The organism is Saccharothrix sp. NRRL B-16348 (assembly GCF_001280085.1).
Taxonomy (GTDB): Bacteria; Actinomycetota; Actinomycetes; order Mycobacteriales; family Pseudonocardiaceae; genus Actinosynnema.
The window spans coordinates 94760-111510 of sequence record NZ_LGED01000013.1; the positions used below are offsets into that span (position 1 = coordinate 94760).

Consider the following 16751-nt stretch of genomic DNA (forward strand, 5'->3'; position numbering starts at 1 on the left):
CGTTTTACAAAGGAGGTTGGCACCGTGTCGTCACGGCACTGCCAGGTCACCGGGCGCAAGCCCGGCTTCGGCAAACAGGTCTCCCACTCGCAACGGCGCACCTCGCGGCGCTGGCTGCCCAACACCCAGCGCCGCCGGTTCTGGCTGCCCTCGGAGAACCGGCACGTCGTGCTGATCCTGTCGACCAAGGGCATCAAGACCGTCGACCGCCGCGGCATCGAGTCCGTGGTCGCCGACCTGCGCCGCCAGGGGGTGAAGGTCTGATGGCCAAGTCCACCGACGTCCGGCCGATCATCAAGATGAGGTCGACCGCGGGCACCGGCTACACCTACGTCACCCGCAAGAACCGGCGCAACGACCCCGACCGCCTGGTGCTGCGCAAGTTCGACCCCGTCGTGCGCCGCCACGTCGACTTCAAGGAGGAGCGCTGATGGCCAAGAAGTCCAAGATCGCCAAGGACCGGCAGCGGCGCGAGGTCGTCGCCCGGCACGCCGAGCGACGCCACGAGCTGAAGGAGATCATCCGCCTCGACCCGGAACGCCGCGACGAGGCACTGCGGGCGCTCCAGAAGCTGCCCCGCGACGCCAGCCCCACCAGGCTCCGCAACCGCGACGCCGTCGACGGCCGCCCCCGCGCCTTCAACCGCGCGTTCGGCCTGTCCCGCATCCGACTCCGCGAGATGGCCCACCGCGGCGAGTTGCCCGGCGTCCACAAGTCGAGCTGGTGAGCCGCATGCCCAAGATCGAACGCGCCCCGAAGCGCCGCGTGAACCTGCTGCGCAAGGAAGGCATCACCGAGGTGGACTGGAAGGACGCCACGCTGCTGCGGAAGTTCATCTCCGACCGCGGCAAGATCCGCTCCCGCCGCGTCACCGGCCTGACGCCGCAACAACAGCGCCAGGTCGCCACCGCCATCAAGAACGCGCGCGAGATGGCCCTGCTGCCCTACCCGAGCCAGGGCCGCTGACCGGTCGGTGTGCCCCGCCCGCCGGGGCACACCGACCTCCACCCGCAAGACCACCTGACCGGAAGAAACCCATGACCACCGATCCACGCGTCCCCGTCACCGTCCTGTCCGGCTTCCTCGGCGCGGGCAAGACCACCCTGCTCAACCACGTCCTCGCCAACCGCGAGGGCCGCCGGGTGGCGGTGGTGGTCAACGACATGAGCGAGGTCAACATCGACGCCTCGCTCGTCTCCGGCCGCGGCGGCGAGCGCCTGGTCGAGCTGACCAACGGCTGCATCTGCTGCACCCTGCGCGAAGACCTGCTGGAGAGCGTCGGCGCGTTGGCCCGCGAGGGCCGCTTCGACACGATCCTGATCGAGTCCACCGGCATCTCCGAACCGATGCCGGTCGCCGCGACGTTCGAGTGGACGTTCGAGGACGGCACCAGCCTGTCCGACCACGCGAGGTTGGACACCATGGTCACCGTGGTCGACGCCGCCGGGTTCCTCGCCGAGCTGGCACGCGGCGACCGGCTGGACGAACGCGGGCTGGAGGCGGCCGAGGGCGACGAGCGCGGCATCTCCGACCTGCTCGTCGACCAGGTCGAGTTCGCCGACGTGCTGGTGCTCAACAAGACCGACCTCGCCGCGCCCGAACGGTTGGCCGCCACCGAAGGGCTGCTGCGCAAGCTCAACCCGAACGCCCGGCTCGTGCGCGCCCGCCGCGGCGTGGTCGACCTGGCCGACGTGCTCGACACCGGCCGCTACGACCCGGTCACCGCGGCCACCTCACCCGGCTGGGCCGAGGAACTGGCCGGCTCGCACACCCCCGAGACCGAGGAGTACGGCATCCGCTCGGTCACCTACCGCGCCGACCGCCCGTTCCACCCGGCCCGGCTCGCCGCCGCGCTGGAGGACTGGCAAGGCGTCCTGCGCAGCAAGGGCTTCTGCCACATCGCCAGCCGCCCGCACACCCTCGCCGTGTGGTCCCAGGCCGGGCCGAACCTGACCATCGAGCCGGGCGAGCTGCTCGCCGGCCACACCGCCGGCCAGGAGCTGGTCTTCATCGGCGTCGACCTCGACCGCGACGAACCCCGTCGCCGCCTCGACCCCGCCCTGCTCACCGACCCCGAACTGGCCGCCGGTCCGACCGCGTGGCGACGGTTCGACGACCCCCTGCCCGCGTGGGACGACCTCGAAGCCCACGAGCACGTCCTCCCGCTCCCGAGGCGCCTGCTGGAGCTCTGAACGCCGGGCGACACTTCACTTGAACTGAAAATCATTGTCGTTTACGGTGTGGGCATGGAGACCTCCGTCATCCTCGTGGCCGGGCTGGGCGAGCACGTCGTGGCCGAGGAGGTGTGGCGGGCGTTGCCGGGCGCGGTCCTGGTGCGGCACGACCTGGGCGGCCTGGCCGACGGCGTGGTGCGGCGGTGGGTCGACGGGCTGCTGACCGAGCTGCGGCTGGAGCACGGCTGCGTGTCGTGCACGATGCGGTTGGACCTGCTGCCGCTGCTGCGGCAGTTGCGCGGAACCGTGGTGCTGCACCTGGACCCGGCGCTGGAACCCGAGGCGGTGTGCTTCGCGCTGATGGACGAGCCGGTCCGCGTCGAGGCCGTGGTCACGGTCGTGGACCGGGCCACCTGGCTGGCCGACGCGACCGGCGGCGACCTGCTGGCCGACCGCGGCCTGAGCGCGGCGCCCGGCGACGACCGCGCCGTCGCACAACTGGTCGTCGGCCAGGCCGAGTTCGCCGACGCGCTGGTCCTGACCGGGCCGGAGGACGCGCGGGTCGCCGCGGTCCTCGACCGGCTCAACCCCGTCGCCGCCCGGCAGGAGTTGGCCCACCTGGACGTGCCGGCGCTGCTGGCCGCGATCCCCGCCGACGCGCGCCGCGGCGAGGTCGACGACACGTTCGGCCCGGTGCTGATCGGCCGACCGCCGCGGGAACCCGCCCACGGCGTGCACCTCGTGCACTTCACCGCTCGACGCGCCTTCCACCCCGTGCGGCTGCACCGCGTGCTCACCGCCCTGTGCCGCGGTGTCGTGCGGGTCCGGGGCCGGGTGTGGTTGGCCAGCCGCCACGACACGGTCCTGTGGTTGGAGGCCACCGGCCGGTCCCTGCGGATCGGCGAAGCGGGACCGTGGCTCGCCGCCGTGGACGACTGGTCCGATGTGGACGCGAGCTGGCTGGACGCGGCACTGGCGACGTGGGACGTCCGAACGGGCGACCGGGCGCAGGAACTGGTGGTCATCGCGCACCGCTCGTCACCCGAGGTCGTCACGTCGGCCCTGCGTGAAGCGCTGCTCACCGACGAGGAGTCGGCACTGGCCGCCGAACTGCGGTTCGTCGACCCGTTCCCCGGGTCGAGCGAACAGCTCACCTGACGATCGCGGCGAGTGCGGCCTGACGCTTCCGGGACCGTCCCGGTTCTGGGCAGAATTCCGGCATGGGCACCGGTTCGTTCGCGGAGTACCTCGGTCGGGTGGACCGGGCGGAGCTGGGTGAGCTGCGGCGGTTCCGGCCGGAGGTGGAGGTGGCGCCGGTGCCGGACGGTCCCGAGGCGCTCGCGGCGCGGTTGAGCGGTCGCAGGTCGTTGGCCGCGCTGCGGTTGGTGAGCCGGGACGCGGTGGCTGCGGGTCAGGCGGCGGCCGAGCTGGGGTCCGCGGCCACCGTCGACTCCGTGGCGGCGTTGACCGGAGGGGACCGGGAGGCGGTCCGGTCGGCGTTGCGCGAGTTGCGGCGGGTCGGGGTGGCCTGGCCGGAGGGAGCGGTGGTGCGTCTGGTGCCGCCCGTCCTGGAGCGGTGGAGGCAGGCGAAGGACCGGTCGAAGGTGACCGGGCCGCCCGCGGTCGAGCGTGGACGGGGCGGTTCGGACGGCGAGCTGCGTTCTTCGGTGCAGCACCTGTTGCGCTCGGCTTACGCGTTGGCGGACACGAGTCGGCCGATCGTGGCGTTGCGGAAGGGCGGGGTGGGCAAGAAGGAGCGGGACCGGCTGGGTGCGGCGCTCGGGTTGGGCGACGACTACCTCGTGCTGGTGTTGGATTTGCTGTTCGCGGCCGGGTTGTCGGCGCAGGTCGGCACGACTTTCCAGACGACCGCGCGGTACGGGCGGTGGCGGGAGGCCGAGCCTGCCCGGCAGTGGGCGGAGTTGGCGTTGGCCTGGTTCCGCTTGCCCCACTCCCCCACCGCGCGGCGGAACGCGGCCGTGTCGAAGGTCGAGTCGTCACACGCCCGGGCGGCGCGGTGGGCCGTGTTGCGGGCGGGGCGGGACGGGTTGTCGGTCGAGGGGATCGCCGCTGCCGCCCACTGGTTCTGCCCGGCGGTGCACCAGTACGTCGACGGGGTCGTCCGCGAGGCGGAGATGGTGGGGGTGGTGGCGGGGGACGTGCTGAGCGTGTGCGGGGAGGCGTTGTTGTCCGCCGACGACGCGGAGTCGCTGGCCGCGTCGGTGGCCGAGGTGGTGGTGCCGATGCGGTGCGAGGTGCAGGTGCTCGACGACCTGAAGGCCGTGGTGTTCGGGCAGCTGACGGTGGAGGCCGCGCGGGTGTTGGAGGAGGCCGCGGAGAGCCTGGTGGAGGACGGGGCGCGGGTGTGGCGGTTCACCCCGGCCAGTGTGCGTTCGGCGTTCGCCCGAGGGTGGACCGGGGAGTCCTTGCTGGCCGCGTTGGAAGGGCTGACCCGGCAGGACGTGCCGTGGGCGCTGCGGTCGCTGTTGGGCGAGCGCGGACGGGGGCAGGTGCGGGTGCGGGAGGTGGGGTGTTGCGTGGTGGCCGAGGCGGGCGTCATCGCGGAGGTGGTGCGGTTACCGGGTTTCGTCGCGTTGGCGCCGACCGTGGCGGGGAGCGCGGTGGCGGCTCCGGAGGCGGTCGCGCGGTTGCGGGAGGAAGGGTTCGCGGTGGTCGAGGACCCGTCGTCGGGGAGTGTGGTGGTTCGGCGGCGGAAGGCTCCGGCCGTCGCTCCGGTGGTCGCGGTGGACCTCTCCGATCTGGCCGCGGACGAGCCGTCCACGGCGCAGATCGTGCGCAGGCTGAACCGGGGGTTGCCGCAGAAGTCGGTGGCGCTGTTGGCCGAGGCCATCGACGCCCGGTCGGACGTGCGCATCGACTACGTCGACCGGGAGGGTGAGTCCTCACAACGCACCATCACGCCGATCGAGTGGGACGGGCCGTTCCTGTCGGCGTGGTGCCACCTGCGGGAGGCCGACAGGCAGTTCAGGGTGGCGCGGATCAGGTCGGTGTCACCGGTCCGGCCGTGAGGGCCGAGCCTGCCTTCGCCGGAGTTCGCCCTCAGGCGAGGACTTGGTCCGCCACCACGAACTCCGTCCCGCACGACGGACAGGTCGCGCCGCCGAACACGTGCACCAGCACCCGTGCCACCTTCGCCTGGCCGTGCGCGGTCGCCAAGCCGTGCAGCCGCCCACCGACGCCGTCCAGTGTGGTCGGATCGGCCGGGCGCAACGACGTCGAGCCACCGCCGTCCTCCGCACACGTCCCCTGCGCGGTGGAGATCGCGAGGTTCGCCCCGCACTCCTCGCACTCCACCTCGTACTCCTCCTCCGTCACACCCCAGGCCAACGCGTCCTGCCAGTACGCGACCCCCTCGAAGGCCAGCACGCACTCCAGCAGGTAGGCGTAGGTGTCCTCGTCCGCGTCGGGCAACAACCCGTTCGCCACCGCCAGCAGACGACCGGCGGCCTCGGCGTGCTCCTCGAGCACGGCCTCTCCCCCGCCCGCCACGATCGCACCCGCGAGCGTCACGGCCTGCGTCGCGTGCGGCTCGTCGAGGTCACGCGCCAGGTCCGCGAGACGAGGCAGGGCCGCGTAGCTCGCCGAGTACGTCGAACCTTGGTGGCACAGCGACGACCACAGCTCGCTCCACGTCCCGTCGTCGGGGTCGGTGGCCAGCCGGTCGAGCAGCGGCGGGACGTCCTCCGCCGTGCCGTAGGCGTGGGTGAGCCGGGACCAGTCCGTCATGCCGATGATCACACCACAGGCTTGCGCGGCACCTCGACCAGGGCCGCGGGTCGGGGTTCGGATGGGAAGAAGGAACGGGGTTGCGGCGAAGTGTGGGTGGAAGCTGGTCACCGACTGGAAGGCCCCCACATGGCAGAGGCGGACACGTGACGGCGGGAACGGGCGAGCGGGTGACCGACGCCGAGCTCGCCGCGCGGTTACAGCGGGACCCGGAACTGTTCACGGAGGTGCACGATCGGTACTTCACGGCCATCTACCGGTACGTGACCGGGCGCCTGGACGCGCAGACGGCGGAGGACATCGCGGCGGAGACGTTCCTGGTCGCGTTCGACCGGCGGGACGCGTTCGACGCCGAACGCGGTGACGTGCGGGTGTGGTTGTTCGGCATCGCCACGAACCTGGTGGCACGGCATCGCCGCAAGGAGGCCCGCCACTACCGGGCGCTGGCGCGGATGGACGTCGAACCGGCCGTCGAAGGGCACGAGAGCACGGTGGTCGCGTCGGTGGCCGCACGGCGGCTGCGGCCCCAGCTCGCGACCGCGCTGGCGCGGTTGTCGCCGGGCGAACGGGACGTGTTGCTGCTCGTGGCGCTCGGCCAGCTCGGCTACGACGAAGTGGCCGCGGCGCTCGGCATCTCGTCCGGCACGGTGGGCTCCCGCCTCAGCCGTGCCCGCAAGAAGCTCAACCCCGCCCTCATCGCCCCGGAGGCACTCGATGGATGACCTGCAGACGCTGCGCGCCGCGCTGACCGCGGACGAACCCTCCCAGGACGTGGTCGACCGCAGCCGCCACCGGCTCCAGCACCGGATGCTCGGCGGCCGGGCCTCGCGGAAGCGGACCGGGTGGGTGACCGCGGGCATCGGGCTCACGGTGGCCGCCGCCGCTGCCGCCGTGGCGTTCTCGACGCTGCCGGGTGCGCCGGCCGACGGGATCACCGCGGACGACGCGACCACCAGCCCGTCGGCGCGGGCGGCCAGCGGACCGGAGGTGCTGCTCGCCGCGGCCACGGCGGCCCAGGGTTCACCCGAGGAGTCGGGCGCCTACTGGTACGTCGCGGTGACGTTCCCGGACGAGCGGGTGGACGAGTACTGGATCAAGCGGGACGACGGCGGGGGGTGGTTCCGGGGCGTGAAGACGCGCGGCGAGGCGATCCCGCTGCGCGTGCACCGGCCGAAACCGTTCTCGCTGGTCGCCGTCGACCTGACGCTCGACGAACTGCGCGCCCTGCCGACGGACCCGGAGGCGTTGCGGACCTGGATCGCCGAGGCGCTCGAGCACAGCGACGCGAAGACGAGCGCGGGCCCGTTCACCGCGGCCGATCGGGAACGGGCCACGTTCGAGTCGTTGATCGCGCTCGTGTCCACCGTGCCGGCGCCGCCCGAGGTCCGCGCCGCCGCGTTCCGCGCGATCGCCTCGTACCCGGAGGTCGAGTCCGTCGGCGCGGTGCCGGGCGGGCAGGGCCTGGTGCTGCCGGGCGGCCGGCGGCTCGTCGTCGACCCGGCGACCGGCCGGGTGAACGGGACGTCGGTCTTCGTCACGATGGACGGCGCGGTGTACTCGGTCGCCGACCCCGCGGGCGCCAGGATCGACGCCGAGTGGACCGACACCATGCCCGGGTGACGGCCCGCACCACGCCTCCCGGTCAGGCCGCGCACTCGTGCTGGTCCGGGGCGAGGGCGGCGCGCACCTCGCGGCTCAGCTCGCCGCCGCGGACGAGGTCGGTCGCCTTCTCCAGGTCCGGGGTCAGGTAGCGGTCGTCGGCGAGGGGTTCGATGTGCCGCCGGACGGCTTGGTGCAGTCGGTCCGTGCCCTGGCCCAGCGGGAACGCGGCCATCCTGTCCTTGATCAGGTCGATGCCCTGTGCCGCCATCAAGACGTGCACGGCGAGCACCGTCTCCAGGCGGTCGAGGTTGGCGTGCAGGGCACGGACCGAGGCCATCGCCATGGTGTTGTGGTCCTCCTGGCCGAACTTCGCCGGGCGGGACAGCGTGCCCGCGGGGGTGGCCAGCTGCTGCATCTCCGGCACGAGCGCCACCGCGACGGTCTGCACCTGCACCATGCCCGAGTTCAGGCCGATCTCTCCCCCGGCGAGGTTGGCCGGCAGGTGGTAGCTCCACTTGTCGGCCAGCAGCCGGGCGGACAGCTCCTGCGACAGCACGCCGAGGTCGGCGACCTGGGCGTTGAGCGAGTCGATCTCGTGGCCGAGCAGCGCGGCGTCCCAGTTGCCGCCCATGACGAACTCGTGGCCGCCGCCCGGCTTGGGGAACACCAGCGGGTTGGACGTGGAGGCGTTGGCCTCGCGCTCGATGTGGCCGCGGGCGTCGGTGAGGCGTTGCCGCAGCGCTCCGACGATGTGCGGGGTGGCGCGGATCGACACGGCGTCCTGGATGCGCGGGTGCTCGTCGCCGCTCGCCTTGCGCCCCTCGTCGGTCATCCAGCCGGTGCCGCAGATCAACGCCCTGGTGACGCGGGCGGCCTCGACTTCGGCGGGGATGCGCCGCTCGTCGTGGGTGCGGGCGTCGAACGCGCCCTGTTCGGCCCTGGTCGCTTCCAGGAACAACGCGAACGCGCCGTCGTAGGTGTCGAGCAGCCGTTCGGCGCGCACCACGGCGTCGACGTACCGGGCGGTGACCACGCTGCTGCCGCTGATCAGCGGCAGCGCCTCGCCCTGCTCCAACTGGAACGCCGGCGCGACGCCGGCCGCCGCGAGGATTTCCGGCGCGGGTGCTTCCCGGCCTTCGAAACGCGCGGGCGCGGGTTCGCCGGTGAGCACCAGACCGGCTGCCGCCATCGGCTGGAGGTCACCGGTACCCAGCGACCCGATCTCCGGCATCCGGGGCGTGACGCCGGCGTTGACCAGCTCCAGGATCCGGTCCACGAACTCCGGCCGCACCCCCATCGCGCCGCGGGCCATCGTGTTGGCCCGCAGCACCAGCGCCAACCGCGCCACCCGGTCCGGGAGCGCGGGGCCGACGCCGGCGGCGTGCGAGCGCAGCACCCGGCGCTGGAACTCCACCCGGTCGGCTTCCGGCAACGGCTGGTCCTTCAACGGGCCCAACGCCTGGTTCCACCCGTACACGCGTTGGCCGGCCGCGAGGGCCGCCTCGGCGCCCTGCCTGGTCTTGATCATCTCCTGGCGGGACTTCAGGCCGAGGCGGATGGTGACGCGGTCGGCTTCGAGCACGTCCACCAGCTGCGACCAGGTCAGCGAGTCGCCGTCCAGCTCCAGCGCGGGCGACTGCTGCCGGGTGACGAGGTCGGCGGGCGCGGCGGCCGTGCTCGACACCGTGACGGCGCCGACGGCGAGGACGACCAGGAACCGCCACGGGACCCGCATTCGCGCTCCTCCGTCGTTCATGGACCGACTTCCCGCTGGGGATCCTGGCACCGCCGGCGTGCCCGGGCCGGACGTGAGCGGGCGAACCGAGCCATCGGGTGACGGACGGCGAGGTTCCCGGTGGGACGTCGGACCTCGGTCCACCGTCCCACCGGGAGCCTCATTCCCCCTACGCGGTCACGGCGCCCACAACGTCCACCGCTGGTGGTTCAGCCCGTTGCAGCCGAACGTGCGGACGCCGTACACGCTGTTGTCCAGGCAGTGGTTGTTCCACGCGCTCAGGATCTCGTACGTGCCGTTGCCCCAGTGGTTCACGCGCCACCGCTGCCAGGAGCCGTCGTTGCAGCCGAAGCCGCGCACGCCGTGCTCGCTGTTGTCCAGGCACATCTTCGTGGCGACGTTCATGAACCGGTACGTGCCGTCGGCGTACCGCTTCACCTCCCAGTTCTGGTAGGGCCCCGCGTTGGACGGGCGCGTGTGCACGCCGTCGGTGAAGTTGTGGTCCAACATCCCGCTGTCCCACTCGCTCTTCAACTTCCACTGCTCCGGAGCCGCCGACGCCGCCGGGACCACCCCCAGGAGTCCCACCAGCACGGCGACCAGCACCGCCACGACACGTCCGAACTTCATCCGTTCCCCCTCTTGGAGTGTGGGTCTTCGGTCCGGAGGGGACCTTGCCGGCGGAACCTGGCACGGACCTGGCACGGCCTGGTGGATACTGACCGGTCATGGGGGGAGTGCGGTTTCGGCTGCTGGGCGAGGTCCGGGTGCTGACGCCCGGCACGCCGGTGGTGATCAGGCACGCGCGGGTCCGGTGCGTGCTGGCGGCGCTGCTGGTGGACGTGAACCGGGTCGTCCCGGCCGACACGCTGGCCGACCGGGTGTGGGGCGAGCAACTGCCGCTGAAGCCTCGTGACGCGATCTACAACTACGTGTCCCGGCTGCGGCAGGCGCTCGTGGACGTGCCGGGAGCCACGCTCGGCAAGCGGTCCGGCGGTTACGTGGTCGACCTCGACCCGCGGGCCGTCGACCTGCACCGGTTCCGCGACCTGGTGACACCGGACGGCGACGACGAGGCGCGGGCGGAACGGCTGGGTGCGGCGCTCGGCCTCGTGACCGGTGAACCGCTGACCGGTGTCGACTCGCCGTGGGCGGCACGGGTGCGGGAGTCTCTGGAGACCGAACTGCTCGCCGCCCGCCTCGACGAGCACGAGGTGCGGTTGCGGCTCGGGCAGCACGTCCGGCTGGTGCCGTCGTTGACCGCGCTGGCCGCCGCGCACCCGTTGGACGAGCGGATCGCGCGGCTGCTGCTGCTCGCGCTGGCGGAGAGCGGTCTGCACGCCGAAGCGCTCGCCCACTACGACGTGCTACGCCGACGCCTCGCCGACGAGCTGGGCGTCGATCCCGACCCGGACGTGCGCGAGGTCTACCAGCGACTGCTCGAGGACAGGCCCGCCCCGGCGCGGCGCCCGGCAGGCCCCGTGCCGCGCCAGTTGCCGGCGGCGCCGGGGCCGTTCGTCGGCCGGCACGACGAGCTGGACCGGCTCGACGCCGCGCTGCGGGCCGGGGCGGCCACGGTGGTGATCTCCGCGATCGCGGGCACCGGCGGCATCGGCAAGTCCTGGCTGGCGTTGCACTGGGCCCACCGCAACGCCGACCGGTTCCCCGACGGGCAGTTGTTCGTGGACCTGCGCGGTTTCAGCCCCGACAGCGATCCGATGGAGCCGGCCGTCGCGGTGCGCGGGTTCCTCGACGCGTTGGGGGTCGAGCCCGGCCGCGTGCCCGCCGAGCCGCACGCGCAGGTGGCGTTGTTCCGCAGCCTGGTGGCCGGCAAGAGGATGTTGCTGGTGCTGGACAACGCGGCGAGCACGGCCCAGATCACGTCCCTGTTGCCGGGCAGCGACACGTGCGCGGTGGTGGTCACCAGCCGCAGCAGGCTCGCGGGCCTGGTCACCGGTCACGGCGCGCGGCACGTGCCCGTCGACACCCTCGCCGACGCGGACGCCCGCGGCCTGCTCACCGCCCGGCTCGGCGCCGCGCGCGTCGACGCCGAACCCGCGGCGACCGACGAGCTGATCCGGCTGTGCGCCGGGTTCCCGTTGGCGTTGAGCATCATCGCCGGCCGGGCGCACACCCACCCGCACCTGTCCCTGGCCGCGCTCGCGGGCGAACTGCGCGACAGCGCGCTCGACGCGCTCGACGACACCGACCCCGCCGCGAGCCTGCCCGCCGTGCTGTCGTCATCGCACCGCGCGTTGACGGACGAGCAGGCCGAGGTGTTCGGACTGCTGGCGATGGCGCCCGGACCGGACAGCTGCCTCGCCGCGGCGAGCAGCCTCATCGGCGTCCCCCCGAGTCGCGCCCGGACCGTGCTGCGAGGGCTGGAACAGGCGTCGCTGGTCAACCAGGACGTCAACGGGCGCTACCGCATGCACGACCTGGTCCGCCGCTACGCCACCGACCGCGAACTGCCCGCCGACACCAGGCAGGCGGCGCTGCGGCGCGTGCTCGACTTCTACGTCCACACCGCGTACGCCGCCGACCTGCTCCTGGAACAGCACCGCCCGGCCATCGAGCTCGACCCGCCCGCCGACGGCGTCCGACCCGAACCGCTGCCCGACCTGCCGGCGGCGATGGCCTGGTTCGACGCCGAGCACGTCACCCTGCGCGCCGCCCAGCGCACGGCCGCCGACCACGGCCTGCACCGCACCGCGTGGCAGCTGGCTTGGACGTTGAACACCTTCCAGTACCGGCGGGGACACCGCCACGACCAGCTCGCCGTGTGGCAGGTGGCGGTCGCCGCCGCCGGCCACCTGACCGATCCCGTCTCGCACGTCCTGGCCCACCGCTTGTTCGGGCGCGCCCACGCCGAACTCGGCCGCCACGAGGAGGCGATCGGGCACACGCGCCAAGCCCTCGCCCTGGCCGAACGGCACCAGGATCCCGTTCAGCAGGCCCACGCGCACTACACGCTCGCGTCCGCTTTGGAGCGTCAGGGGGACGACCGGCGGGCGTTGGAGCACGCGTGCCGGGCCCTGGCGTTCTACCGCACGCTCGACCAGCCGGTGTGGACGGGCAACGCGCTCAACGCGGTGGGCTGGTACACCGCGCGCCTCGGCGACCACGACGGCGGACGCGCGCACTGCGAGGCGGCCCTGACCTTGTACCGGGAGCACCAGGACGTGGGCGGCGTGGCGCAGACCCTGGACAGCCTCGGCTACATCGACCACCACAGCGGCCACCACCGCCGGGCCGTCGAGCGCTACCGCGAAGCCGTCCGCCTCTACCACGACCTCGGCAACACCTACGAGACCGCCGAGACCCTCGACCGGCTCGGCCACGCCCACACCGCCCTCGGCGAGCGGGAGCGGGCCGGCGCGGTGTGGCGGGACGCCGTGGAGCTGTACCGGCGGCTCGGGCACGGGCAGAAGGCCGACGAGGTCGTGAAGAACATCAGACGAGAGGCAGGAGCAGGGTGAGCGCCAAGGCCAGCGACAGGGTTCCGTTCGCCGACGCGTCCCGCGAGGAAGTCCTCGCCTGGAACGCGGCCGTCCTGGAGGAGTACCGGGCCGAGGGTGGCCGGGTCGGCGGTGTGATGACCGGCATGGACCTGCTGCTGCTGACCACGACCGGGGCGCGGTCGGGCAAGCCCAGGAGCATCCTCACGCTCTACTTCCGCGACGGCGACCGCTACCTGGTGGTGGCGAGCAACTTCGGCAAGCCGCACCACCCGGCCTGGTTCCACAACCTGGTGGCCACGCCCGAGGTCACCGTGGAGGTGGAGGGCGACGAGTTCCCCGCCGAGGCGGTGGTCCTCGACGCCGCCGAGCGTTATCGCGCGTTCGACGCGGTGGTGGGCCGGTACCCGTTCTACGCGGGTTACCAGGACGGCGTGACCAGGACGATCCCGGTCGTCGCGCTGACCCGGGCCGATCGGGCGTGAGCACCTGAACGACCGGCACTTCTCGCTCGACGACCACCGGCTCGTCACCGGTCTGCCCTGCCGCTGGACTGGTGAGGGCCGCTACGGGCGGAAGACGGTCAGCGTGGTCGGGCCCGTGAGGCTGGAGATGCCGGCGCCCCCGCACTGCAGGACGTCCGGCGTCACGAGCACGGCCACCTGCTCCGCGCTCGCGCCGGCGAACGTGCCGCCGGTGATCAGGCCCGTGTTGGTGATCACGGCCTGGCCGCCGACGTCGCTGACCGTCCAGTTGTAGGCGAACGTCGTGGGCGCGGCCAACGGGTTGCTCCACGTGTACGTGCGCGACGCCGCTCCCGCGCTGAGCAGCGTCGCGCACGACACGGTGTCGGTGAACGCCTGGCCGTACGACCCGCTGGGCGCGACCAGGTTCGTGCAGGCGGGGAAGACGCCGGTGAGGTTGCCGTGCACGAGCCGCGGTGTGTTGGTGATGGGCGGGTCGTACGTGACCGCCCACGTGCCGACGCAGACCTGCTCCACGGTCGCCGCCGAGGCGGCGCCGGTCGCGCCCGCCAAGCTGCCGGCCGTGATCAGCACCAACGCCAGGAACGAACCGAACCTCCGTGCCATGACACCCAGCCCTTCGTCGACGTCCTGTTGTGGGTAGCCCCTTCACCACTCCCGGGGACACCGCTGTTCGGGGCGAGCTCGCTCCACGTTCCCGGCTGAGTCGTGCCGATCCACCCGGCGCGGGTCGGGCGACGTCCGGCCCTCGCGGCCGAGCGTTGGTTACAGCCGGAATCCGGCAGGTCCGCGCACCGCGGCGGCGGCGAGATCCTTGACCCGGGCGGCGGACAGGGGTGTGCCGGGTGCGTTCTGGATCCAGGCCACGAAGTCCGGCCCGGTGAGGCCCGCCGGCGGCTGTCCCACGTACGGGATGGCGTACAGCGGGGTGTTGGGCTCGCTGCGCCAGCTCTCCGCCAGCGTGCCGAGGTCCACCGCGTCGAAACCGAGGACGTCCAGCAGTTCGGCCACCTCGTCCTTGGCGGCCAGGTCGTCGCCGGACAGCGGCAGCGCCGTGCGGTCAGGGGCGCCGGCCGGGCGGAACAGGTTCAGCAGCTGCTTGGGGCCGATGCAGTGCAACGCTTTCACCACCGGTGCGCCGTCGAGGTGGCGTTGCACGAGTTCGCTGGAGGTCAGCTCGTCGCGGTCGAGTTCCGGGACGCTCCAGTCCGGCTTCGGCGCGTAGTTCATCGGGTCGATCACGGTCTTGCCGGCGAGTTCCGCGCGGGGCAGGCGCTCGTGGGCGGCCAACGGCACGGCCGCGACGACCAGGTCGGCGGCACGTGCCACCTCGGCCGGGGTGGCCGCGCGGGCCCGTCCACCGAGTTCGGCGACGAGATCGGTCAGCGTCCCGGGGCCGCGCGAGTTGCCCAGGACGACGTCGAGGCCCGCGTCGACGGCGCGGCGGGCGACCCCCACGCCGACCATCCCCGCGCCGATGATGCCGAGCGTTGCTGTGCTCACCGCTGTTCTCCGTTCGGGTATCGCCACGCGTCGCGACAACCGGTGTCCGCTTCGTGGTTCGCACTCATCACAGCCGCGGCGGCCCGCGCCGACAATGATCAAAGATCACCGGCAGCGATCACATCGTGTGATAGATAGGGAGGGGTGGAGCTGAGGGCGTTGAAGTACTTCGTGACCGTCGCCGAGGAGTTGCACTTCGGCCGCGCGGCGGAACGGCTGCGGATCGTGCAGCCGGCGGTGAGCCAGCAGATCAGCCGGCTGGAACGTGAACTCGGCGTGCGCCTGCTCGACCGCACCTCACGCCGGGTGCGGGTCACCCCGGCCGGCGAACGGGTGCTCGCCGCGGCACGGGAGGCCCTGGCCGCGGCGGCCCGCGTGCGGGTGGTCGCCGGGGAACCGGCAGCCGCACTGCGCGTCGGCGTGGCGTCCTGCGTCACCCCGCGGCTCGACCGCGCGCTGGCCCGCCTGCGCGACCGCGAACGCCCCGCCGAGCCGGAACTGGTCGACCTGCCGGTGACCGCGCGCCTCGACGCCGTCCGCGACGGCGGGCTGGACCTGGCGCTGGTCCGCGGCGCCGTCCGGTCCACGGCGTTGACGGTGACGCGCGCCTGGTCCGAACCCCTGCACGCGGTGCTGTCCCGCGAGCACCCCGCCGCCGGCAAGCCCGCGGTCAGCCTGCACGACCTCGACCCGCACGGCCTGCGGCTCCCCGCCCGCGACGGCGACCCGCCGCTGCACGACGCGATCCTCGCCGCCCTGCCCGCGGCGCCGCCCCGACCGCCCGCCGGTGACGTGCTGAACGTGCTGTTCGACGTGGGCCGGGACCCGGAGGGCTGGACGCTGATGCCGGCCGAGCAGCTCGCCGGATCCCGCTCCGCACGGGTGCTGCCCGTGCCGCTCGACCCTCCGGTGACGGTCGACGGCCACGTCGTGACGTCGCTCGTCACGCCGGCGTCGTGCGTGGCGTCGTACGTGGCCGCGTTCGCGGATTGAGCGTTCCCGACGCTCCGACGACCGCCTACTCGCAGCCGACGCCGTCGTTGTCGGAGTCCAGGCCGTACTCGTCCGGGCCGATGACCTTGATCGGGCCGGTCACGTACGCGGGGCCGTTGCCCTTGCCGGGTTTGCAGTCGACGTCGCTCGCGATCGGCACGCACGGCGTGTAGCTGGCGTGGCAGCCCTGGTTCGGCGCGGGCGGCGGTGGGGCCTGGGTCGCCGGGTTCGGCTGCGGATTGGGCTGCGGTTGGGGTTCGGGCTGCGGTTGGGGTTGTGGTTCGGGATTCGGGGCGGGTTCGGCGGCGGGCGTCGTGGTGGTGGTCGTCGTGGTCGTAGTCGTGGTCGTAGTCGTGGTGGTGGTTGTTGTAGTCGTGGTCGTCGTCGGCGCGGCGGTTGTGGTCGGTGCGGTGGTCGTCGTGCGGGACGAGGTCGTGGAGAGCGGGGCAGCCGAGTCCTCAATGGACGATCCGACCTCCGCCAGTGCCCTGATCGCGATGAGCAAGAACACCAGCACCCCGGCGACGATCCACATCGGATGAGGTGATTTCCGCCGCGCCGGCGGGGCGAAGACGGCAGTCTGCGGCGGCACGACCCCGGACGTGTCACGGGGCAGGAGGAGGACGATCTCCAGCCCGCGGCCGCCGACCTGGATCACCGCCTCGCAGCCCGGCGTGCCACCGGCTTCGATCACCCTGCCCATGGTGTCGGCGTAGCGCCGGGACATCAGGTACGTCAGCTCACCGACCCGCTGCCCGTCCAACCTGACCTCGATCGCGTACTGGCCGCGGTGCGCGCCCGAGCCGATGGTGCACCACGCCAAGCCGACCGCGACGCGCCGCCGCCCGCCCGGTGCGACGGGGTACCTCGCCAACCACGCCTGGTGGTCCTCCTCGCCCGTCACGACGACCGGGACCCCGGCCTCCAGCATGACGAGGCCTAACGCCGAGTTCTCCACCACCACGCACTTCCTTTGCGCCGAACGGCTGTACGCAGCTCATCGGAACGGTCCTACGGGCCGTTACCAGACCAGGCAGAGTGACTGAACACTCAC

18 protein-coding genes are annotated in these 16751 nt (G+C 72.8%); 12 read left to right on the forward strand and 6 right to left on the reverse strand.

Features of this window, described 5'->3' with window-relative positions; genetic code table 11:
- The first annotated feature begins 24 nt into the window (after positions 1-24).
- The 7 genes from rpmB (at position 25) to ADK67_RS04315 (ending at position 5203) form a co-directional block, all read left to right on the forward strand.
- The gene (rpmB, locus tag ADK67_RS04285) at positions 25-264 is read left to right on the forward strand and encodes a 50S ribosomal protein L28 (RefSeq protein WP_053715062.1); all 240 of its coding nucleotides are present in this window, start codon (positions 25-27) and stop codon (positions 262-264) included.
- Positions 264-431 carry a 50S ribosomal protein L33 gene (rpmG, locus tag ADK67_RS04290; RefSeq protein ID WP_053715063.1) on the forward strand — a complete coding sequence of 56 codons (168 nt, stop codon included), beginning with the start codon at positions 264-266 and terminating at the stop codon, positions 429-431. Before rpmB ends, rpmG begins: the two co-directional genes overlap by 1 nt.
- A complete protein-coding gene (gene rpsN, locus ADK67_RS04295) occupies positions 431-727 on the forward strand; it encodes a 30S ribosomal protein S14 (protein ID WP_053715064.1) in 297 nt (98 codons plus the stop codon). The genes rpmG and rpsN overlap by 1 nt, the downstream gene beginning before the upstream one ends.
- A gap of 5 nt (positions 728-732) precedes the next feature.
- Positions 733-966 carry a 30S ribosomal protein S18 gene (rpsR, locus tag ADK67_RS04300; RefSeq protein ID WP_157619911.1) on the forward strand — a complete coding sequence of 78 codons (234 nt, stop codon included), beginning with the start codon at positions 733-735 and terminating at the stop codon, positions 964-966.
- A gap of 71 nt (positions 967-1037) precedes the next feature.
- Positions 1038-2192, forward strand: coding sequence for a GTP-binding protein (locus tag ADK67_RS04305; RefSeq protein ID WP_053715066.1), 1155 nt, complete (start codon positions 1038-1040; stop codon positions 2190-2192).
- Positions 2193-2246: 54 nt separating this feature from the next.
- Positions 2247-3332 carry a GTP-binding protein gene (locus ADK67_RS04310; RefSeq protein ID WP_053715121.1) on the forward strand — a complete coding sequence of 362 codons (1086 nt, stop codon included), beginning with the start codon at positions 2247-2249 and terminating at the stop codon, positions 3330-3332.
- A gap of 62 nt (positions 3333-3394) precedes the next feature.
- Positions 3395-5203: a helicase-associated domain-containing protein gene (locus ADK67_RS04315; RefSeq protein WP_053715067.1), complete on the forward strand. Its 1809-nt coding sequence runs from the start codon at positions 3395-3397 to the stop codon at positions 5201-5203.
- A 31-nt stretch (positions 5204-5234) separates the two neighbouring features.
- Here the strand turns inward: ADK67_RS04315 and ADK67_RS04320 are convergent, their stop codons facing one another.
- Entirely contained in the window at positions 5235-5921 is a 687-nt protein-coding gene (locus tag ADK67_RS04320) for a hypothetical protein (RefSeq protein ID WP_063797501.1), read from the reverse strand.
- Positions 5922-6067: 146 nt separating this feature from the next.
- Here ADK67_RS04320 and ADK67_RS04325 point away from each other — a divergent pair, with 146 nt between their 5' ends.
- Both ADK67_RS04325 and ADK67_RS04330 read left to right on the forward strand, forming a co-directional pair.
- The gene (locus tag ADK67_RS04325) at positions 6068-6643 is read left to right on the forward strand and encodes an RNA polymerase sigma factor (protein ID WP_082403205.1); all 576 of its coding nucleotides are present in this window, start codon (positions 6068-6070) and stop codon (positions 6641-6643) included.
- Positions 6636-7541: a CU044_5270 family protein gene (locus ADK67_RS04330; protein ID WP_053715069.1), complete on the forward strand. Its 906-nt coding sequence runs from the start codon at positions 6636-6638 to the stop codon at positions 7539-7541. The genes ADK67_RS04325 and ADK67_RS04330 overlap by 8 nt, the downstream gene beginning before the upstream one ends.
- A gap of 22 nt (positions 7542-7563) precedes the next feature.
- On the opposite strand, the gene ADK67_RS04335 is transcribed toward ADK67_RS04330, so the two are convergent.
- Positions 7564-9258, reverse strand: a complete 1695-nt coding sequence (locus ADK67_RS04335) for an HAL/PAL/TAL family ammonia-lyase (protein WP_053715070.1) — start codon at positions 9256-9258, stop codon at positions 7564-7566.
- A 177-nt stretch (positions 9259-9435) separates the two neighbouring features.
- Entirely contained in the window at positions 9436-9888 is a 453-nt protein-coding gene (locus ADK67_RS04340; RefSeq protein WP_053715071.1) for an RICIN domain-containing protein, read from the reverse strand.
- 98 nt (positions 9889-9986) lie between these two features.
- On the opposite strand from ADK67_RS04340, the gene ADK67_RS04345 reads away from it, so the two are divergent.
- Positions 9987-12737: an AfsR/SARP family transcriptional regulator gene (locus tag ADK67_RS04345; RefSeq protein WP_053715072.1), complete on the forward strand. Its 2751-nt coding sequence runs from the start codon at positions 9987-9989 to the stop codon at positions 12735-12737.
- The gene (locus ADK67_RS04350; RefSeq protein WP_053715073.1) at positions 12734-13201 is read left to right on the forward strand and encodes a nitroreductase family deazaflavin-dependent oxidoreductase; all 468 of its coding nucleotides are present in this window, start codon (positions 12734-12736) and stop codon (positions 13199-13201) included. Before ADK67_RS04345 ends, ADK67_RS04350 begins: the two co-directional genes overlap by 4 nt.
- 81 nt (positions 13202-13282) lie before the next feature.
- Here ADK67_RS04350 and ADK67_RS04355 read toward each other — a convergent pair whose 3' ends face one another.
- A complete protein-coding gene (locus ADK67_RS04355; protein ID WP_053715074.1) occupies positions 13283-13807 on the reverse strand; it encodes a hypothetical protein in 525 nt (174 codons plus the stop codon).
- Between the two features lie 159 nt (positions 13808-13966).
- Complete coding sequence (locus ADK67_RS04360; RefSeq protein ID WP_082403206.1) at positions 13967-14704, reverse strand: NADPH-dependent F420 reductase; 738 nt, start codon at positions 14702-14704, stop codon at positions 13967-13969.
- A 144-nt stretch (positions 14705-14848) separates the two neighbouring features.
- On the opposite strand from ADK67_RS04360, the gene ADK67_RS04365 reads away from it, so the two are divergent.
- Positions 14849-15697, forward strand: coding sequence for a LysR family transcriptional regulator (locus tag ADK67_RS04365; RefSeq protein WP_053715076.1), 849 nt, complete (start codon positions 14849-14851; stop codon positions 15695-15697).
- Between the two features lie 25 nt (positions 15698-15722).
- Here the strand turns inward: ADK67_RS04365 and ADK67_RS04370 are convergent, their stop codons facing one another.
- Positions 15723-16658 carry a hypothetical protein gene (locus ADK67_RS04370; protein ID WP_157619912.1) on the reverse strand — a complete coding sequence of 312 codons (936 nt, stop codon included), beginning with the start codon at positions 16656-16658 and terminating at the stop codon, positions 15723-15725.
- Between the last annotated feature and the right edge of the window lie 93 nt (positions 16659-16751).